This is a genomic window from Acetobacter sp. UBA5411 (assembly GCF_002409645.1).
Classification (GTDB): domain Bacteria; phylum Pseudomonadota; class Alphaproteobacteria; order Acetobacterales; family Acetobacteraceae; genus Acetobacter.
On the sequence record NZ_DHNR01000031.1, the window covers coordinates 122690 to 136140 of the forward strand.

The window sequence follows — 13451 nt, forward strand, 5'->3', positions numbered from 1 at the left end:
TAGTGAGAGGTCCCACCCTGCTGGAAGGGACCTCTCAGGCCAATCAGTAACGGTATTCTTCGTGCTTGAAGGGACCGTTGACCGGCACACCGATATAATTGGCCTGCGCCTGACTTAGTTTCGAAAGATGCGCGCCAACTTTGGCCAAATGAAGGGCGGCAACCTTTTCGTCGAGCTTCTTGGGCAGCGTGTAGACTTTCGCCTCATACTGACCGGGCTTCGCCGTCCACAGCTCGATCTGGGCGAGCGTCTGGTTGGTGAAGGAGGCCGACATCACGAAGGACGGATGACCTGTGGCGTTGCCAAGGTTCACCAGACGGCCTTCGGACAGCAGGATCAGGCTCTTGCCGCTGGAGAGGATAACCTCGTCCACCTGCGGCTTGATGTTGTCCCACTTGAAGTTGCGCAGCGCACCGACTTCGATCTCGGAGTCAAAGTGACCGATGTTGCAGACGATGGCGCGGTGCTTCATCTCGCGCATGTGCTCGAGACGGATCACGCCTTCATTGCCCGTTGCCGTCACGAAGATGTCGCCACGCGGGGCGGCGTCTTCCATCGTCACGACCTCGTAGCCTTCCATCGCCGCCTGCAGGGCGCAGATCGGATCAACTTCGGTCACGAGCACGCGGCAACCTGCGTTACGCAGGGACGCAGCAGAACCCTTGCCCACGTCGCCATAACCGGCAACGACAGCAACCTTGCCGGCCATCATAACGTCGGTGCCACGACGGATCGCGTCGACGAGGCTCTCACGGCAGCCATACAGGTTATCGAACTTGGACTTGGTCACGCTGTCGTTGACGTTGATCGCCGGAACCTTGAGCGTGCCTTCCTTCTGCATCTTCCACAGACGGTGGACACCCGTGGTCGTCTCTTCGGACAGGCCGCGCACGTCTTTCAGCAACTCAGGGAACTTGTCGTGCATCATGACGGTGAGATCGCCACCATCGTCGAGGATCATGTTCGGCGTCCAGCCGTCCGGTCCCTTGATGGTCTGCTCGATGCACCAGTCGAACTCTTCGTCGTTCAGGCCTTTCCAGGCGAAGACCGGGATACCAGCGGCTGCAATGGCGGCGGCGGCGTGATCCTGCGTCGAGAAGATGTTGCAGGACGACCAGCGGACAGTCGCGCCGAGAGCGGTCAGCGTCTCGATCAGCACGGCGGTCTGGATCGTCATGTGCAGGCAGCCAGCGATACGGGCGCCCTTGAGCGGCTGGCTTGCGCCATACTCTTCGCGCAGCGCCATCAGGCCGGGCATTTCGTCCTCGGCCAGGGAGATTTCCTTGCGGCCCCACTCTGCGAGGGAAATGTCCTTGACCTTGTAGTCTGTAAATTCTGCGCTCATGTGACGTCCTGTTCAAAGGGAAAGCTGGCTTCCTATACAGGCTGAACGGCTGTCATGCCACCCGAAGTGAATGCATGGGCCTCATTGCAGGCCGATTGGCTGTTGCGCAATACGGTCGGATTACGGACATTCAGCCCATGTGGAATGAACCTTACCTTGAAACCTGCTGCCGGTCGGCGCTGCATCGCCTCAGTCTCTCCGGCAGACATGGACGGCCACACGGACTGAAAGATGAGCCCTGCCTTGAGCGGCTGACGCGCAAGGGGCTGGCCTGTGTTGGAGAAGATGACCGCTTTCACATCACGCAGGATGGGGAGGCGCGCCATCGCTCCGAAGTTCTGAAACAGACATGAGAACTGATCGGTCAGCGCAGATATGGGACGCCATCGATCGGCTTGCCTTTGAGAAAGGGCTTACACCTTCCGGGCTGGCGCGTGCTGCCGGACTTGATCCTACGGCGCTCAATCCGTCAAAGCGTCATACGGCCGATGGGCGGGTTCGTCTGCCCCGGATGGAAACCATGCTGGAGTTGCTGCGGGCCGCCCGCATATCGTGGCACGATTTCGCCAGCTATCTCGATGGGGATGTGAAACACGGACAGGGCGATCAGGAACGCAGACCGACTGCCGGACGGATAAAGGTTGTTGAGTTTTCCCGTCTTGGGACGGCTGAACTGTTTGACCGTGCCCATTTGCCTGTCCCGCATTTATGGGCGGAAGTCAGTTCTCCGTTTGCAGACGCCGGACCGCATGATTACGCCATCCGGCTTGATAGCGCCGTCTATGAGCCATCTTTCAGGCAGGGCAGTCTGCTGCTCGTCACTCCGGCAAGCGTGATCCACAAAGGCGATCGGGTGATTTTCTGCGCACCCTCTCCCATCATTGCCATTGCGGATCAGGTTACGGAAAACGGATGGAGGGCGACCACACTCAGTGGAGAGGGTCTCACCATTCCGACGACTTCTCCGGCTCACAGGGTGACTGCAGCCACATTGTGAAAGATGTTTTGGCGGAACGACCCGGTTTCCTTGATCGAGACCTGTTAAAGCAGACGGGTAATGGGCTCTTCCCTATACTTGAAGAGTCCCCAACCCTTTATTCCAACAGATCGGGATCAAAGGGACTGCGTCCCTTTGTGGGGGGCGGGGCAAAGCCCTGAAATGTGCTGACAACGGAGAACTGAAGATCAGTTGGTGTCACTCATTGATCAGAGACACACCAAGGCTGCTCAGCGCATCCCAGTATCCGGGATAGGTCTTGCCCACGCAGGCTGGGTCCAGAATGGTGATGCCGTCGATCTTCAGGCCTGCCAGTGCGAACGCCATGGCGATACGATGATCGGAATAGGTTTCGATCCGCGCTGGAAGCAGTTGTGCTGCCAAGGCGGGATCACTGTTTACAATCAGGTCATCTCCCTCTTCCCGTGCCAGACCGGGCTTGATCCGGTTGAGTTCAGTGGAAAGCGCAGAGATGCGGTCGCATTCCTTGACCCGCAGATTGCGGATACCGACGAAGCGCACCGGTGTGGCGTTGAACGCTGCCAGCACGGCCAGAGTGGGGACGGCATCCTGCATCTGTGACCCATCGATTTCCGCAGGCATGTGCGGAAAAAGCGAGATCATGTTGAAAGCTTTTGCATCAGGCTGGGAAAAGGACTCCGGAGCCAGCCCCACATCAATCTTTCCGCCGGTCAGAGCAGCGGCAGCCCAGAGATAGGTGGCGGCGGAGGCATCCGGTTCAATCCGGAAGTCAGTCGCTTTGTAAGGCGATGGCGTGACATGCCAGCTCATTTCTCCTTGCGGCTCAACCTTGCCGCCAAAAGCTTTCATCGCCGCGACAGTAAGATCAACATAGCCACGGGCATCAAGGCTGCTTCCTTCCAGTACGACATCGGTCGGCGCATCGGCGCGTCCCGCAGCCATCAGGATGGCGGAAATATACTGGCTGGAAAGCCCTGCGTCGATTGTAACCTTTCCGCCGGAAAGATGTCCCGTGCCCTCTACTGTGACCGGAGGGCAGCCTGTCGGGGCAGAAATGGTGACGCCCAGAGAGGACAGGGCCGTGATCAATGGCGCGATCGGACGCTTCTGCATATGGGCGTTGCCGTCCAGAACGACCTTGCCTTTCACGTAAGGTGCTGCGGCGGTCAGAAAACGGACTGCGGTTCCGGCGTTACCGAGAAACAGTGGTTCGGAAGGTGCTGCGAAGGTGCCGTTTCCCTTCACGACAAAGCTGGTCTCTGTCGGCTCTTCGACACTGACACCCATCAGGCGCAGTGCGGCTGCCATATACAGCGTATCGTCGCTTTTGAGGGCACTGGTCAGATGGCTTTCTCCGTCAGCCAGAGCCGCAAGCAGAAGCGCGCGGTTGGTGATGGATTTCGATCCCGGCAACTCGATCTGGCCATTCAATGGGCCTGCGGGTGGAACGATGCGAAGTGCGGAAACGGCGACCATGAGACCTCTGCCTTGTAGCTGACAGGGGTATTTAACACACAAGGATCGTTCTGTCTGAGCGCGCTTTGACTCAGCAGTGATCCAATGCCTCTTTTTGGCAATCATATTGAAAAGAATTTAATCGCAGTGGAGACGATTTTCGGAAAAGTAGAAGACAAGAAAAGTCTTTTGTGGAGAAAGAATTTTAGTGTTTTCTGCCAACCAGCCGCATCAGGCTGTAAAAGATATTCCCGGTGTCAGAAAACTCTCCTGACACCGGGGAAACCATCTCGAAAACTTAGTTCTCTTCGCCTTCGTCCGGACCATCCATCATGGCTTCGGCAACCACACCGGCCTGCTCGCGGACGCGATGCTCGATGGCATGCGCCATTTCCGGATGCTCGCGCAGGAAGTTCTTGGCGTTTTCACGGCCCTGACCAACCCGCTGGCTGTCATAGGAGAACCATGCTCCCGACTTCTCGACCACGCCAGCCTTCACGCCAAGGTCGATCAACTCGCCCATCTTGCTGATGCCTTCGCCATACATGATGTCGAATTCCACCTGCCGGAACGGAGGGGCCATCTTGTTCTTGACTACTTTCACGCGGGTCTGGTTACCGACAACCTCGTCCTTGTCCTTGATGGACCCGATCCGACGGATATCCAGACGCACGGAGGCGTAAAACTTCAGCGCGTTACCGCCTGTCGTCGTCTCCGGATTGCCGAACATCACGCCGATCTTCAGACGGATCTGGTTCAGGAACACCAGCAGTGTGTTGGAGCGTGAAACCGTGCCGGTCAACTTACGCAGCGCCTGACTCATCAGACGGGCATGAAGACCGACATGACTGTCGCCCATATCGCCTTCCAGTTCTGCGCGCGGAACAAGGGCGGCGACACTGTCCACCACCAGCACGTCAACAGCGCCGGAACGAACGAGCGTGTCCGCGATTTCCAGAGCCTGCTCACCGGCATCCGGCTGACTGATCAGCAGATTGTCCACATCCACGCCCAGCTTGCGGGCGTAACCGGGGTCCAGAGCGTGCTCGGCGTCAATAAAGGCGCAGGTGCCACCCTTTTTCTGGGCTTCGGCAATGATGTGCAGCGCCAGCGTCGTCTTGCCTGAGCTTTCCGGCCCATAAATTTCGACAATACGACCGCGCGGCATGCCGCCAATGCCAAGCGCGATATCAAGGCCGAGCGACCCGGTTGAGATCGCATCAGCTTCTTCTTTCGGACGCTGTCCGAGGCGCATGATCGACCCTTTGCCGAAAGCACGCTCAATCTGGCTCAGCGCCCCTTCAAGGGCCTTCGTCTTGTCCATGTCCATTCCTCGAAACCCGTTTCCACCTGTTGTTCCGCCCATGAGAGCGAACAATGATGGTTCGTCAGGTGTAAAAACCGCACTGATTGACGAGTCTGTCACAAGCCTGACCCTTCCCGCAATGTGCGGCATGGGGAATTATCCCTGTTCCGCATATGTTCCGTAATCTGTTCTTATCAAGGCGTCCCTGCGAGAAAATCGCAGCGATCTGGCAAAAACGTCTTGTTAAGGATTTGTTCGCGTTTGTTCCTGTTTGGAACAAAATAAGAACAAGCACAAGAGAAATCTTGGATTCGAAGCGTTCCAGATAGCTTGTTGAAGCCTGTCCGATTAAAATCGAGATGGGATTGTTTCTCAGAAATTGCTGGAAGAACTTGTGACTGCGCTCCACTGCCGCACTCCACTGGCTGAACATTCAGGGACGATGCCGTCCCATGGAACAGCATCATTTTTCTCATGATGACTGGCACAGAACCGCCAAATTCCGTAAACGCTGGCCGTATGGACGACCGCACCGCCGATTTCGATTTTCATCTCCCCGAGAGCTCGATTGCACAGCACCCGGCGCGCCCGCGTGAGAGCGCCCGCCTGCTGGATGTTCCTGCCGATCCCAAGGAGCCGTTTATCGACCGGCATGTGTCCGATCTCCCGGGTCTGTTGCGGGCAGGTGATTTGCTGGTGGCGAATGACACGGCGGTCATTCCGGCGCAGCTTCACGCTCGTCGCGGAGAAGCGAAAATCGGCGTCACGCTCGACCAGCATCAGGCAGATGGTACGTGGAGCACACTGATCCGCAACGCCAAGCGCCTCAAGCTCGGCGACACGCTGACCTTTCCCGGCACGGACGATACGGCCGAGGTGGCCACGCTCGACGGGCAGGGCGGCGCAACGCTGCGTTTCAGTGCGGAAGGCGACGCATTCGATGCGTTCCTTCAGACCGCCGGAGCGCTGGCGCTGCCTCCCTATATCGCCCGTCCGCAAGGTCCGACTGCCGAGGACCAGAGCGACTACCGCACCATTTTCGCCGAGCATCGTGGCGCGGTTGCGGCCCCCACGGCAGGACTACATTTCACGCCCGACTTATTGCGTCACATCGACAGGGCTGGTGTTGGACGTGAGACGCTGACGTTACATGTGGGCGCAGGCACGTTTCTGCCGGTGCGGGCCGAGACACTGTCCGGCCACCGGATGCACGCCGAGCGTGGCATCATCACGCAGGAAACGGCAGACCGGATCAACGCTGTGAAAGAACGCGGCGGCCGGATTGTTGCGGTCGGCACGACCACATTGCGACTGCTGGAAAGCTCGGTATCAGAGGATGGTCGCGTGATTCCATTCGATGGTGACACGTCGATCTTCATTCATCCCGGCTTCAAGTTCCGTGCCGTGGATATGCTGATGACCAACTTTCACCTGCCGCGCTCGACGCTGTTCATGCTGGTCTGCGCCTTTGCGGGCACGGAGCGGATGAAGGCGGCGTATGAGCACGCGGTCCGCGACGGCTACCGTTTCTATTCTTACGGTGATGCCTGTCTGCTTAGGCGTGCAGAAGTATCATGATTCAGCAAGAGGTTTCCAAAGGCACCGCCTTTGGCTGGTTAAAGGCAGAGACCTTTCCCTATCAGGGCTTTGCCCCGCACCCCACCAAAGGCGCGCCTTTGGAAACCATTTTTAGCAAAACGAGGTGCAGGAAGCCGGGCTTCCTGCCGGGGCATGGGGCAGAGCCTCGTAACGTCACGACAAGAGGTCGAACATCATGAGCAGCACTTTCCGCTGGATCTGCGAGTCCACTGACGGGCAGGCCCGTGCCGGCACGCTGCACACGGCGCACGGCCCGGTACAAACACCGACCTTCATGCCTGTCGGCACGGCCGGCACGGTGAAGGCCATGACCATGGACGCCGTGCGCTCGACAGGTGCCGGGATCGTGCTGGGCAACACCTATCACCTGATGCTGCGCCCCGGTGCGGAGCGGGTGAAACAGCTTGGTGGCCTGCACAAATTCATGGACTGGCCCGGCCCGATCCTGACGGATTCCGGCGGATTTCAGGTCATGTCGCTTGGCGCACTGCGCAAGCTCGATCAGGACGGTGTGACGTTCCAGTCGCATATCGACGGCTCGAAACATCGTCTCGATCCACAGCGCTCAACCGATATCCAGCACGCTCTCGATGCGACCATCACCATGTGTTTTGACGAGTGTCCGGCTCTTCCCGCAGCACCGGAGGCCATCGCTGCTTCCATGCGGATGTCGATGCGCTGGGCCGCCCGGTCCCGCGAGGCGTTCATTCAGCGGGAAGGTTACGGCCAGTTCGGCATCGTGCAGGGTGGGACAGAGCCGGAACTGCGCGCCGAAAGCGTGAAGGCGCTGACGGATATCGGGTTCGAGGGCTACGCCATCGGTGGCCTTGCGGTGGGCGAGGGGCAGGAGCTGATGTTCTCCACGCTCGACGTGACAACGCCGCTCATGCCGAATGACAAGCCACGTTATCTGATGGGTGTCGGCACACCGGACGACCTACTGGGCAGCGTGATGCGTGGCGTGGACATGTTCGACTGTGTGATGCCGACCCGCGCCGGGCGTACAGCTCGTGCCTATACGGAACGCGGTCACATCAACCTGCGTAACGCCCGGTTCGCGCTCGACGCGCGGCCGCTGTCACCGCACTGCGACTGCCTTGCCTGCACGCGCCATTCCCGCGCCTATCTGCATCATCTGTTCCGCGCTGATGAAATCCTTGGTCCGATGCTGCTGACATGGCACAACCTTGCCTACTATCAGCGGCTGATGCGCGGCATTCGTGCGGCGATTGTAGACGGCACGCTGTCGGCTCACGCGGAGCATCTGCGGGCTGAATGGCAGGCCGGGGACTGGAGCGAAGACGAGGTGCCACAGCCACTCATTCCGCCAGTTGCGTGAAGAAAAAACATTCTTCTGGCAGGATAAAAGTTGTCTTTAGCCAGAATGGAAGTTGGCAAACAGTAAAAGTTTTTAGGCATCGCCTTTTTTTCGAAAAGGCGATGCCCCCGAATCTTTTTTCAAAAAATCTTCTGTAAATCTACAGAGCTTTTTTGAATGAAGTGAGTGCTGAATACCCTCTTTTCTTCGCCACCATAAAAAAGATGAGAGCCAGAATGAAAGCCAGAGCTGCGACGATGAATGAGGAGTCGTCGCCAAAGCTCGCGCCTCGTATCAGTGCCGCCACCGCCAAGGCGATATGACTGAGAGCCGTAATACAAAAAAGCACTGCTGCTTTGCTCTGTGAAGGCAGAATAAAAGCCAGCAACGTGCAGAACAGGAATGTCGCATAATAGGTCAGGGCGACCGGCATGTAAGCCATTGGATTTGGGATGACGGCAGCAAGAGCAATGATGGCTGCAATACCGGCCATACAGCCTGTCGTGCATCCTATTGTCAGTGAGGAAAGAATACGGGAACCGCGTGTTTCAGTGACAAGACCGGTGGCGCGTTCACGTCGTTGTCGCGCCATGATCCAGAGCTGATTGCCGGTATAAAAGAGAAAAGCTCCGCCAAATCCAAGAACAAGATAAGCCCAGCGGACAGGATATCCGCCATAGCTGCCAAAATGCAGACTGAAGAAAGAAGTGATTGTTGCAAATCCGCCTGACTGGTGGCCGGGTAAATAGTCAGTCGAAAGAATACGACCGCTTGCCGGATCCATGACTGCAAAACCGGCGTTGGGACCACGCATCACAAAACGCGTATCATGTCCGGCAACACGAAGCATCAGCGTTCCGCCTCCGGGGCCGGGTCGGGTAGCATAATTCAGCGTATCCGGCACAAAGCCCGGCGCCTGTTGAGCGAGAGATGCGACAAGAGCAGTGGGTGTCAGAAGTGGGGCAACTTCTCGTGCGGGAGACGGATGCTGCTGGGGATGAATCTGACGGACATCGTTATGAAAAAGTATGTTCTGCACAGCATAAATCGGCTCATGAAACGCAAAAAGTACCGATGTGATCGCCATAACCACATGAAAGGGAAGCGAGAAAAAACCAAAGATATTATGCAGATCGAGCCACGCTCGGCGTTTGCCGCCTTCAAGTCTGACAGCAAAGAGGGTTCGTTTCAGTGCGGGCAGAAAAGCGATCACACCCGATACCAGCGCAATAGCGTAGGCCAGTGCAACTATGCCCATAAAAGGCATCGCGATGCCTTCTGGCAAAGGCAGACCTACACGCTGGTGCAGGACATCAATGAAATGCGCCGTTTCCGAAGGTGGCCGCTTTTCCGTAATCAGTATTCCATTTGGATCGAGAGCAGCAGCGACAAGATGAGCCGGCCCATGGTCATGGCTTTTCGGATTCTGGGGCCAGACCAGACGGGCGGGTTGGGTTTTATCCGGTGTCAGGACGATGGTGTAATTTCGGCGTGCATCCGGAAAAGCGGCAAAGGCTTTTTCCATCAATTCGGGTGTACGGTCGAGAGATAGGGGTGCAGGTAAATGGCTTTCCGGTGTCAGCCAGTTTTGCAATGTTTGTTCAAACATGCTGACTGCGCCAGCATAGAACGCGACAAAAAGAAAAAGTGCCGCCAGTATGCCGACCCAGCTATGAACTTCTCGATAGACAGCGACAATATCTTCACGAAGTTTCATCGAATCACGTTCTTCAGAATTAAAAAGAGCAGCCAAACGAGAGCGCAACTAGTCCCCAGTCCTGTCCATGCCTTGCGACCAGAGGAAAACAGGAAACAGGCACAGACAGAAACGATCCATACGAATGTTGCTGACCACAGAAGAGCCTGGGCGGAGAGCGTCATGGGACTGCCTGTTGTGTGACAGAGCAGGCCTGCGACGCCCATGCCTCCCAATGCCAGACCGGCTCCCGGAATAATTCCAGCAGAGAGTTTCCCTTTCCACTCACTGTTGTCGAGTGTCATCGTTGTTCACCGCGTGATTTCACAAGGGAGATTCCAACCGGCAGAAAGCAAAGCCATAACATCAGTAGAACCACAGTCATGAACAGAGCGGTTATCAAACTTATGATGTGCGCAAAACAGATTGCCGTGCACAGGGTAAGGACTGCTCCCCCTCCCACGCCGATACTGCCTGACAGACGCTGCGTAAAAAGTCTCTGCTGACTGGATGTGCAATAGAACATGATACTTGCGAACAACCCGGCGATACTTCCAAGCGCAAGAAAAAGATCAGACTGTATCACCAGCGATATTCCAGACGCATCGTCAGACTTCTGCCTTGTCCGTAATAGCAGGCGGATACGGCTGTGCAGGTCGCCACAAACCGCTTGTTTGCAATATTGCGAACGTTGGCCGAGAAAGACAAACCGTCATACTGTGGATGAGCTTGTCCGAAATCATAACGCAGAAACATGTCAAAGACGGTATAGCCGGGAATGGATAGTGTGTTGTTCGTATCGCCGTAGCTGTGTCCGGTATAACGCACGCCGCCGCCAACGCCAGTTCCCCGGAACGTGCCACGACGAATACGCTGATCGACAAACAGGGAGGCCATCCATTTGGGAGCCTGTGGAAGATAATTGCCGATCTGCGCAAGTGTGTTTGACTTCATGACTCTGGGATCGCTGCGGGTGCCGGTGAAAATGACTGACATATCCCAGGGCAGGTTTGCGCGGCCCTCCAGTTCCAGACCTCTGACTCGGCCTTCACCGGTCTGCACGTAACAGGTGGCCGTTCCGCACATTTCACCGTCCGGTGCGGGTGTGGTCATGTTTTTCTGCTTGATCTGATAGGCACCGAAAGTGACGTAAATGCTTTTCTTGTACTGATAGCGGAGACCAGCTTCATACTGGTCACCCGTGGTCGGCTTGAAGGGCTTGCCATTCAGCGCGGTTGAAGGATCAGAAACCTGAGGCTGGAAAGAAGTCGCGTAGCTGAAATAAGGAGCCAGCCCGAAATCGAGCAGATAGACCGCTCCTGCGCGCCATGTGAACTTGTTGGAAGACGTGACATAGCGTTGACGTGTCAGGATGTTGAGCGTGTCATCAGTCGCCCAGTCCTGCCGTCCACCAACTGTGACACGCAGGCGCTCGAATTTCATCTGATCCTGAAAATAAACGCCATTCTGGTAGGATTTTGTGGCGCTATAGACCTGTGGGTTGAGGCCTGCTGAATAGCCACTCACCCCGCGGGATGATGGATTGAAGATATCCAGCATGGGCAGAACGAGAGAGGATGAGACCAGATCACGGGAGCTTTCCCAGCTTGTGTAGAAATAATCAGTTCCGGCAAGAAGTGTGTGCTGTACTGGGCCAGTTTTCACATGCCCTTCAACTTGCGTGTCCATTGCCACGCCCTGAGACCGGCCTCGTCCTTCCACGGCCCGACGGTTGACGGTTTCACCCGCGACACATCCGCGAACCGAGCTTGGGCAAGCTATGAGTGTGTCACCACTCAGAACAGTCGCCCGATAAAGATTGTCGAGGTAGGTATAGCGGGTGTTGTTACGCACGGTCAGGAAGCGACTGAATTTATGTTCAAGAAACGAGCCTGCCAGCGTCTGCGTACGATCGAATTTGTCCCAGTCAGGTTCACCGATATTGGCATCATTGGCGATATACCGGCCCTTCGACGGCGTCAGGGTGCCAGTCTTGGGCAGGAACTGAAAGGTGGAGCCGCCTGCATCGCGCTGATACTGCGCCAGAAGAGTCCATGATGAGCCGGGGGCATATTTCCAGGTCAGGCTGGGGGAGACGTAATAGCGACCATTCATGACGCTGTTGACCTGCGTGCCGCCGTAACGGGCCAGAGCGACCATGCGGCCCAAAAGAGTTCCCTGCTTGTTGAGTTTGCCGGAAACATCACCGGCCGCCTGTCCCTGCCAGTTGGCGAGATCCGTATAACCCGCCGTCTGAGTAAAGAACTCTCCGTGACTCGTCTCGGTGGGTTTCTTGGTGGTCAGGTTGATGATGCCGCCGGGTGCAGTCTGACCATACAGAGCGCCTGATGGTCCTTTAAGGACTTCGATCTGCTGAAGGGCAAAGGGATCGAAGGAGGTGCGAGTCCACTGGCCTCCTGCAGGCAGACGCAGGCCATCGACAAAATTGTTGTTGGATGAAAATCCGCCTGCACCGAAACCCCGGACTGAAACCTCGTCAACACGACTGTCGATACCACTGGGTTCGGCTTGCACGCCAGCTGTATAGGCCAGAGCATCAGCAACGGTCGGTGATGCTCTTAGTTCGATTTCTTCGCGACTCACAATGGAGATTGTCTGAGGCGATTCAATGATTGGTGTTCGCGTTTTTGTGCTGGCAGCGGCATGCGACAGACCGGTGGCGGTCACGACAATGACTTCATGACCGGGTGCCGGTTTGCTGACTTTTCCGCTCGTGGGCTTCTTCTCGTCCACGGTTGCGACTGGTTGCGTTGCCCAGGCAGTTGATCCGAGCGACGCCATGATGGCGACGGGCACGGCGCTGCGTGTCAGATATCGCGATTGCCGCATGAAACTCTTTCCGCATTCACATTTTAGAGAAAATGGCTTCTACGAAAATGAGAATCATTGTCAACATCAATGTGCGGCAGACATTTTATGATACATTTCAAGGAAGGTGTATTTTGTAAAACATCTTGTTTTTACATTGGGTATAAAGCTCTATGGCCAGATCGATTTATGGTGGATTAGCGGAAATTTCTTTTATCTGAGCTAGATTAACTTGGGGAAAAGCAGGAAGATGAAGGGCAAGGGGGATGAGATGCCAAAACTCCTCATTCCCCTTGTCATGGAAGGATAGAACCCGCGTTTCTGATAACAGTCGCGGACGCAGGACAGGCTGTTATGGTCTGTTCACAGCACTGACAGGAAAGTCAAAAACTACGACTTTTTCGAGATAAGGCCCGGCAAAGGTCTTGAATGCATCATGCGCGGCGTCGAAATAGCGGGCATCCGTGACAATGGGACGACCGACATAGAAATTCCGGTCACCTTCAGATTTGAAAGTCACCAGATAGCCTTCCTGCAGACCAAGATCACTGTTCTCTCCACTGTTTTGTGGGCCTGCCTCGATGGACACGACGACAGGCTTGCCGTCCGGACGGCGGGACAGGCTGGCGAGGGCGAGAAAGCGCTTTGTCACTTCATTGCGTAAGGCTGTCGTCACTTCAGGACGAAAACGAAACAACACCATGTGACGGAGAGTGCCCGGCTGGAAATCCGGTGCCGTGAAGCGTGCAGCTCCAACCTTTGTCAGAACCGACTGGGCGCTGAGGGCGGCTTCATCAAGGACTGGCGAAGGCGTTGCGTTTGCGCTGCCCGGAACAGCGCTCCAGAGAGCCATTGCCAAGAGAGGCACTATGAGGAGGCGGGAAAATATAACCATGAGGGTGAAAGTTATATCATCTTGTCTCC

Annotated in this window: 11 protein-coding genes; 4 read left to right on the forward strand and 7 right to left on the reverse strand. The window is 56.3% G+C overall.

Annotated elements, in window-relative coordinates; all coding sequences use genetic code 11:
• Positions 1-43: 43 nt before the first annotated feature.
• Positions 44-1345, reverse strand: a complete 1302-nt coding sequence (gene ahcY / locus B3759_RS09885) for an adenosylhomocysteinase (RefSeq protein WP_291365754.1) — start codon at positions 1343-1345, stop codon at positions 44-46.
• Positions 1346-1482: 137 nt separating this feature from the next.
• Between ahcY and B3759_RS09890 the strand changes: the two genes are divergently transcribed.
• Entirely contained in the window at positions 1483-1698 is a 216-nt protein-coding gene (locus B3759_RS09890) for a hypothetical protein (protein WP_291365906.1), read from the forward strand.
• Positions 1695-2342, forward strand: coding sequence for a helix-turn-helix transcriptional regulator (locus B3759_RS09895; protein ID WP_291365755.1), 648 nt, complete (start codon positions 1695-1697; stop codon positions 2340-2342). The genes B3759_RS09890 and B3759_RS09895 overlap by 4 nt, the downstream gene beginning before the upstream one ends.
• Positions 2343-2540: 198 nt before the next feature.
• Here the strand turns inward: B3759_RS09895 and B3759_RS09900 are convergent, their stop codons facing one another.
• A complete protein-coding gene (locus tag B3759_RS09900; protein WP_291365756.1) occupies positions 2541-3800 on the reverse strand; it encodes a 3-phosphoshikimate 1-carboxyvinyltransferase in 1260 nt (419 codons plus the stop codon).
• Positions 3801-4077: 277 nt separating this feature from the next.
• On the reverse strand, positions 4078-5103 hold the full coding sequence (gene recA / locus B3759_RS09905; RefSeq protein ID WP_173573189.1) for a recombinase RecA: 1026 nt from the start codon (positions 5101-5103) through the stop codon (positions 4078-4080).
• A gap of 501 nt (positions 5104-5604) precedes the next feature.
• Here recA and queA point away from each other — a divergent pair.
• A complete protein-coding gene (gene queA / locus B3759_RS09910; RefSeq protein ID WP_291365907.1) occupies positions 5605-6663 on the forward strand; it encodes a tRNA preQ1(34) S-adenosylmethionine ribosyltransferase-isomerase QueA in 1059 nt (352 codons plus the stop codon).
• 196 nt (positions 6664-6859) lie between these two features.
• Entirely contained in the window at positions 6860-8023 is a 1164-nt protein-coding gene (gene tgt / locus B3759_RS09915; RefSeq protein WP_291365757.1) for a tRNA guanosine(34) transglycosylase Tgt, read from the forward strand.
• A 139-nt stretch (positions 8024-8162) separates the two neighbouring features.
• Here the strand turns inward: tgt and B3759_RS09920 are convergent, their stop codons facing one another.
• From B3759_RS09920 to B3759_RS09935, 4 genes are all read right to left on the reverse strand, one after another.
• Complete coding sequence (locus B3759_RS09920) at positions 8163-9719, reverse strand: PepSY-associated TM helix domain-containing protein (protein ID WP_291365758.1); 1557 nt, start codon at positions 9717-9719, stop codon at positions 8163-8165.
• Positions 9716-10003 carry a hypothetical protein gene (locus B3759_RS09925; protein ID WP_291365759.1) on the reverse strand — a complete coding sequence of 96 codons (288 nt, stop codon included), beginning with the start codon at positions 10001-10003 and terminating at the stop codon, positions 9716-9718. The genes B3759_RS09920 and B3759_RS09925 overlap by 4 nt, the downstream gene beginning before the upstream one ends.
• Before the next feature lie 277 nt (positions 10004-10280).
• The gene (locus tag B3759_RS09930; RefSeq protein ID WP_291365760.1) at positions 10281-12548 is read right to left on the reverse strand and encodes a TonB-dependent siderophore receptor; all 2268 of its coding nucleotides are present in this window, start codon (positions 12546-12548) and stop codon (positions 10281-10283) included.
• A 331-nt stretch (positions 12549-12879) separates the two neighbouring features.
• Positions 12880-13380: a Dabb family protein gene (locus B3759_RS09935; RefSeq protein ID WP_291365908.1), complete on the reverse strand. Its 501-nt coding sequence runs from the start codon at positions 13378-13380 to the stop codon at positions 12880-12882.
• Positions 13381-13451: the final 71 nt, after the last annotated feature.

What these genes read in the sequence shown, in the direction of transcription:
- ahcY (WP_291365754.1), bottom strand. Translation starts at nt 1,345, where the DNA reads ATGAGCGCAGAATTTACAGACTACAAGGTCAAGGACATTTCCCTCGCA.
- B3759_RS09890 (WP_291365906.1), top strand. Translation starts at nt 1,483, where the DNA reads ATGTGGAATGAACCTTACCTTGAAACCTGCTGCCGGTCGGCGCTGCAT.
- B3759_RS09895 (WP_291365755.1), top strand. Translation starts at nt 1,695, where the DNA reads ATGAGAACTGATCGGTCAGCGCAGATATGGGACGCCATCGATCGGCTT.
- B3759_RS09900 (WP_291365756.1), bottom strand. Translation starts at nt 3,800, where the DNA reads ATGGTCGCCGTTTCCGCACTTCGCATCGTTCCACCCGCAGGCCCATTG.
- recA (WP_173573189.1), bottom strand. Translation starts at nt 5,103, where the DNA reads ATGGACAAGACGAAGGCCCTTGAAGGGGCGCTGAGCCAGATTGAGCGT.
- queA (WP_291365907.1), top strand. Translation starts at nt 5,605, where the DNA reads ATGGACGACCGCACCGCCGATTTCGATTTTCATCTCCCCGAGAGCTCG.
- tgt (WP_291365757.1), top strand. Translation starts at nt 6,860, where the DNA reads ATGAGCAGCACTTTCCGCTGGATCTGCGAGTCCACTGACGGGCAGGCC.
- B3759_RS09920 (WP_291365758.1), bottom strand. Translation starts at nt 9,719, where the DNA reads ATGAAACTTCGTGAAGATATTGTCGCTGTCTATCGAGAAGTTCATAGC.
- B3759_RS09925 (WP_291365759.1), bottom strand. Translation starts at nt 10,003, where the DNA reads ATGACACTCGACAACAGTGAGTGGAAAGGGAAACTCTCTGCTGGAATT.
- B3759_RS09930 (WP_291365760.1), bottom strand. Translation starts at nt 12,548, where the DNA reads ATGCGGCAATCGCGATATCTGACACGCAGCGCCGTGCCCGTCGCCATC.
- B3759_RS09935 (WP_291365908.1), bottom strand. Translation starts at nt 13,380, where the DNA reads ATGGCTCTCTGGAGCGCTGTTCCGGGCAGCGCAAACGCAACGCCTTCG.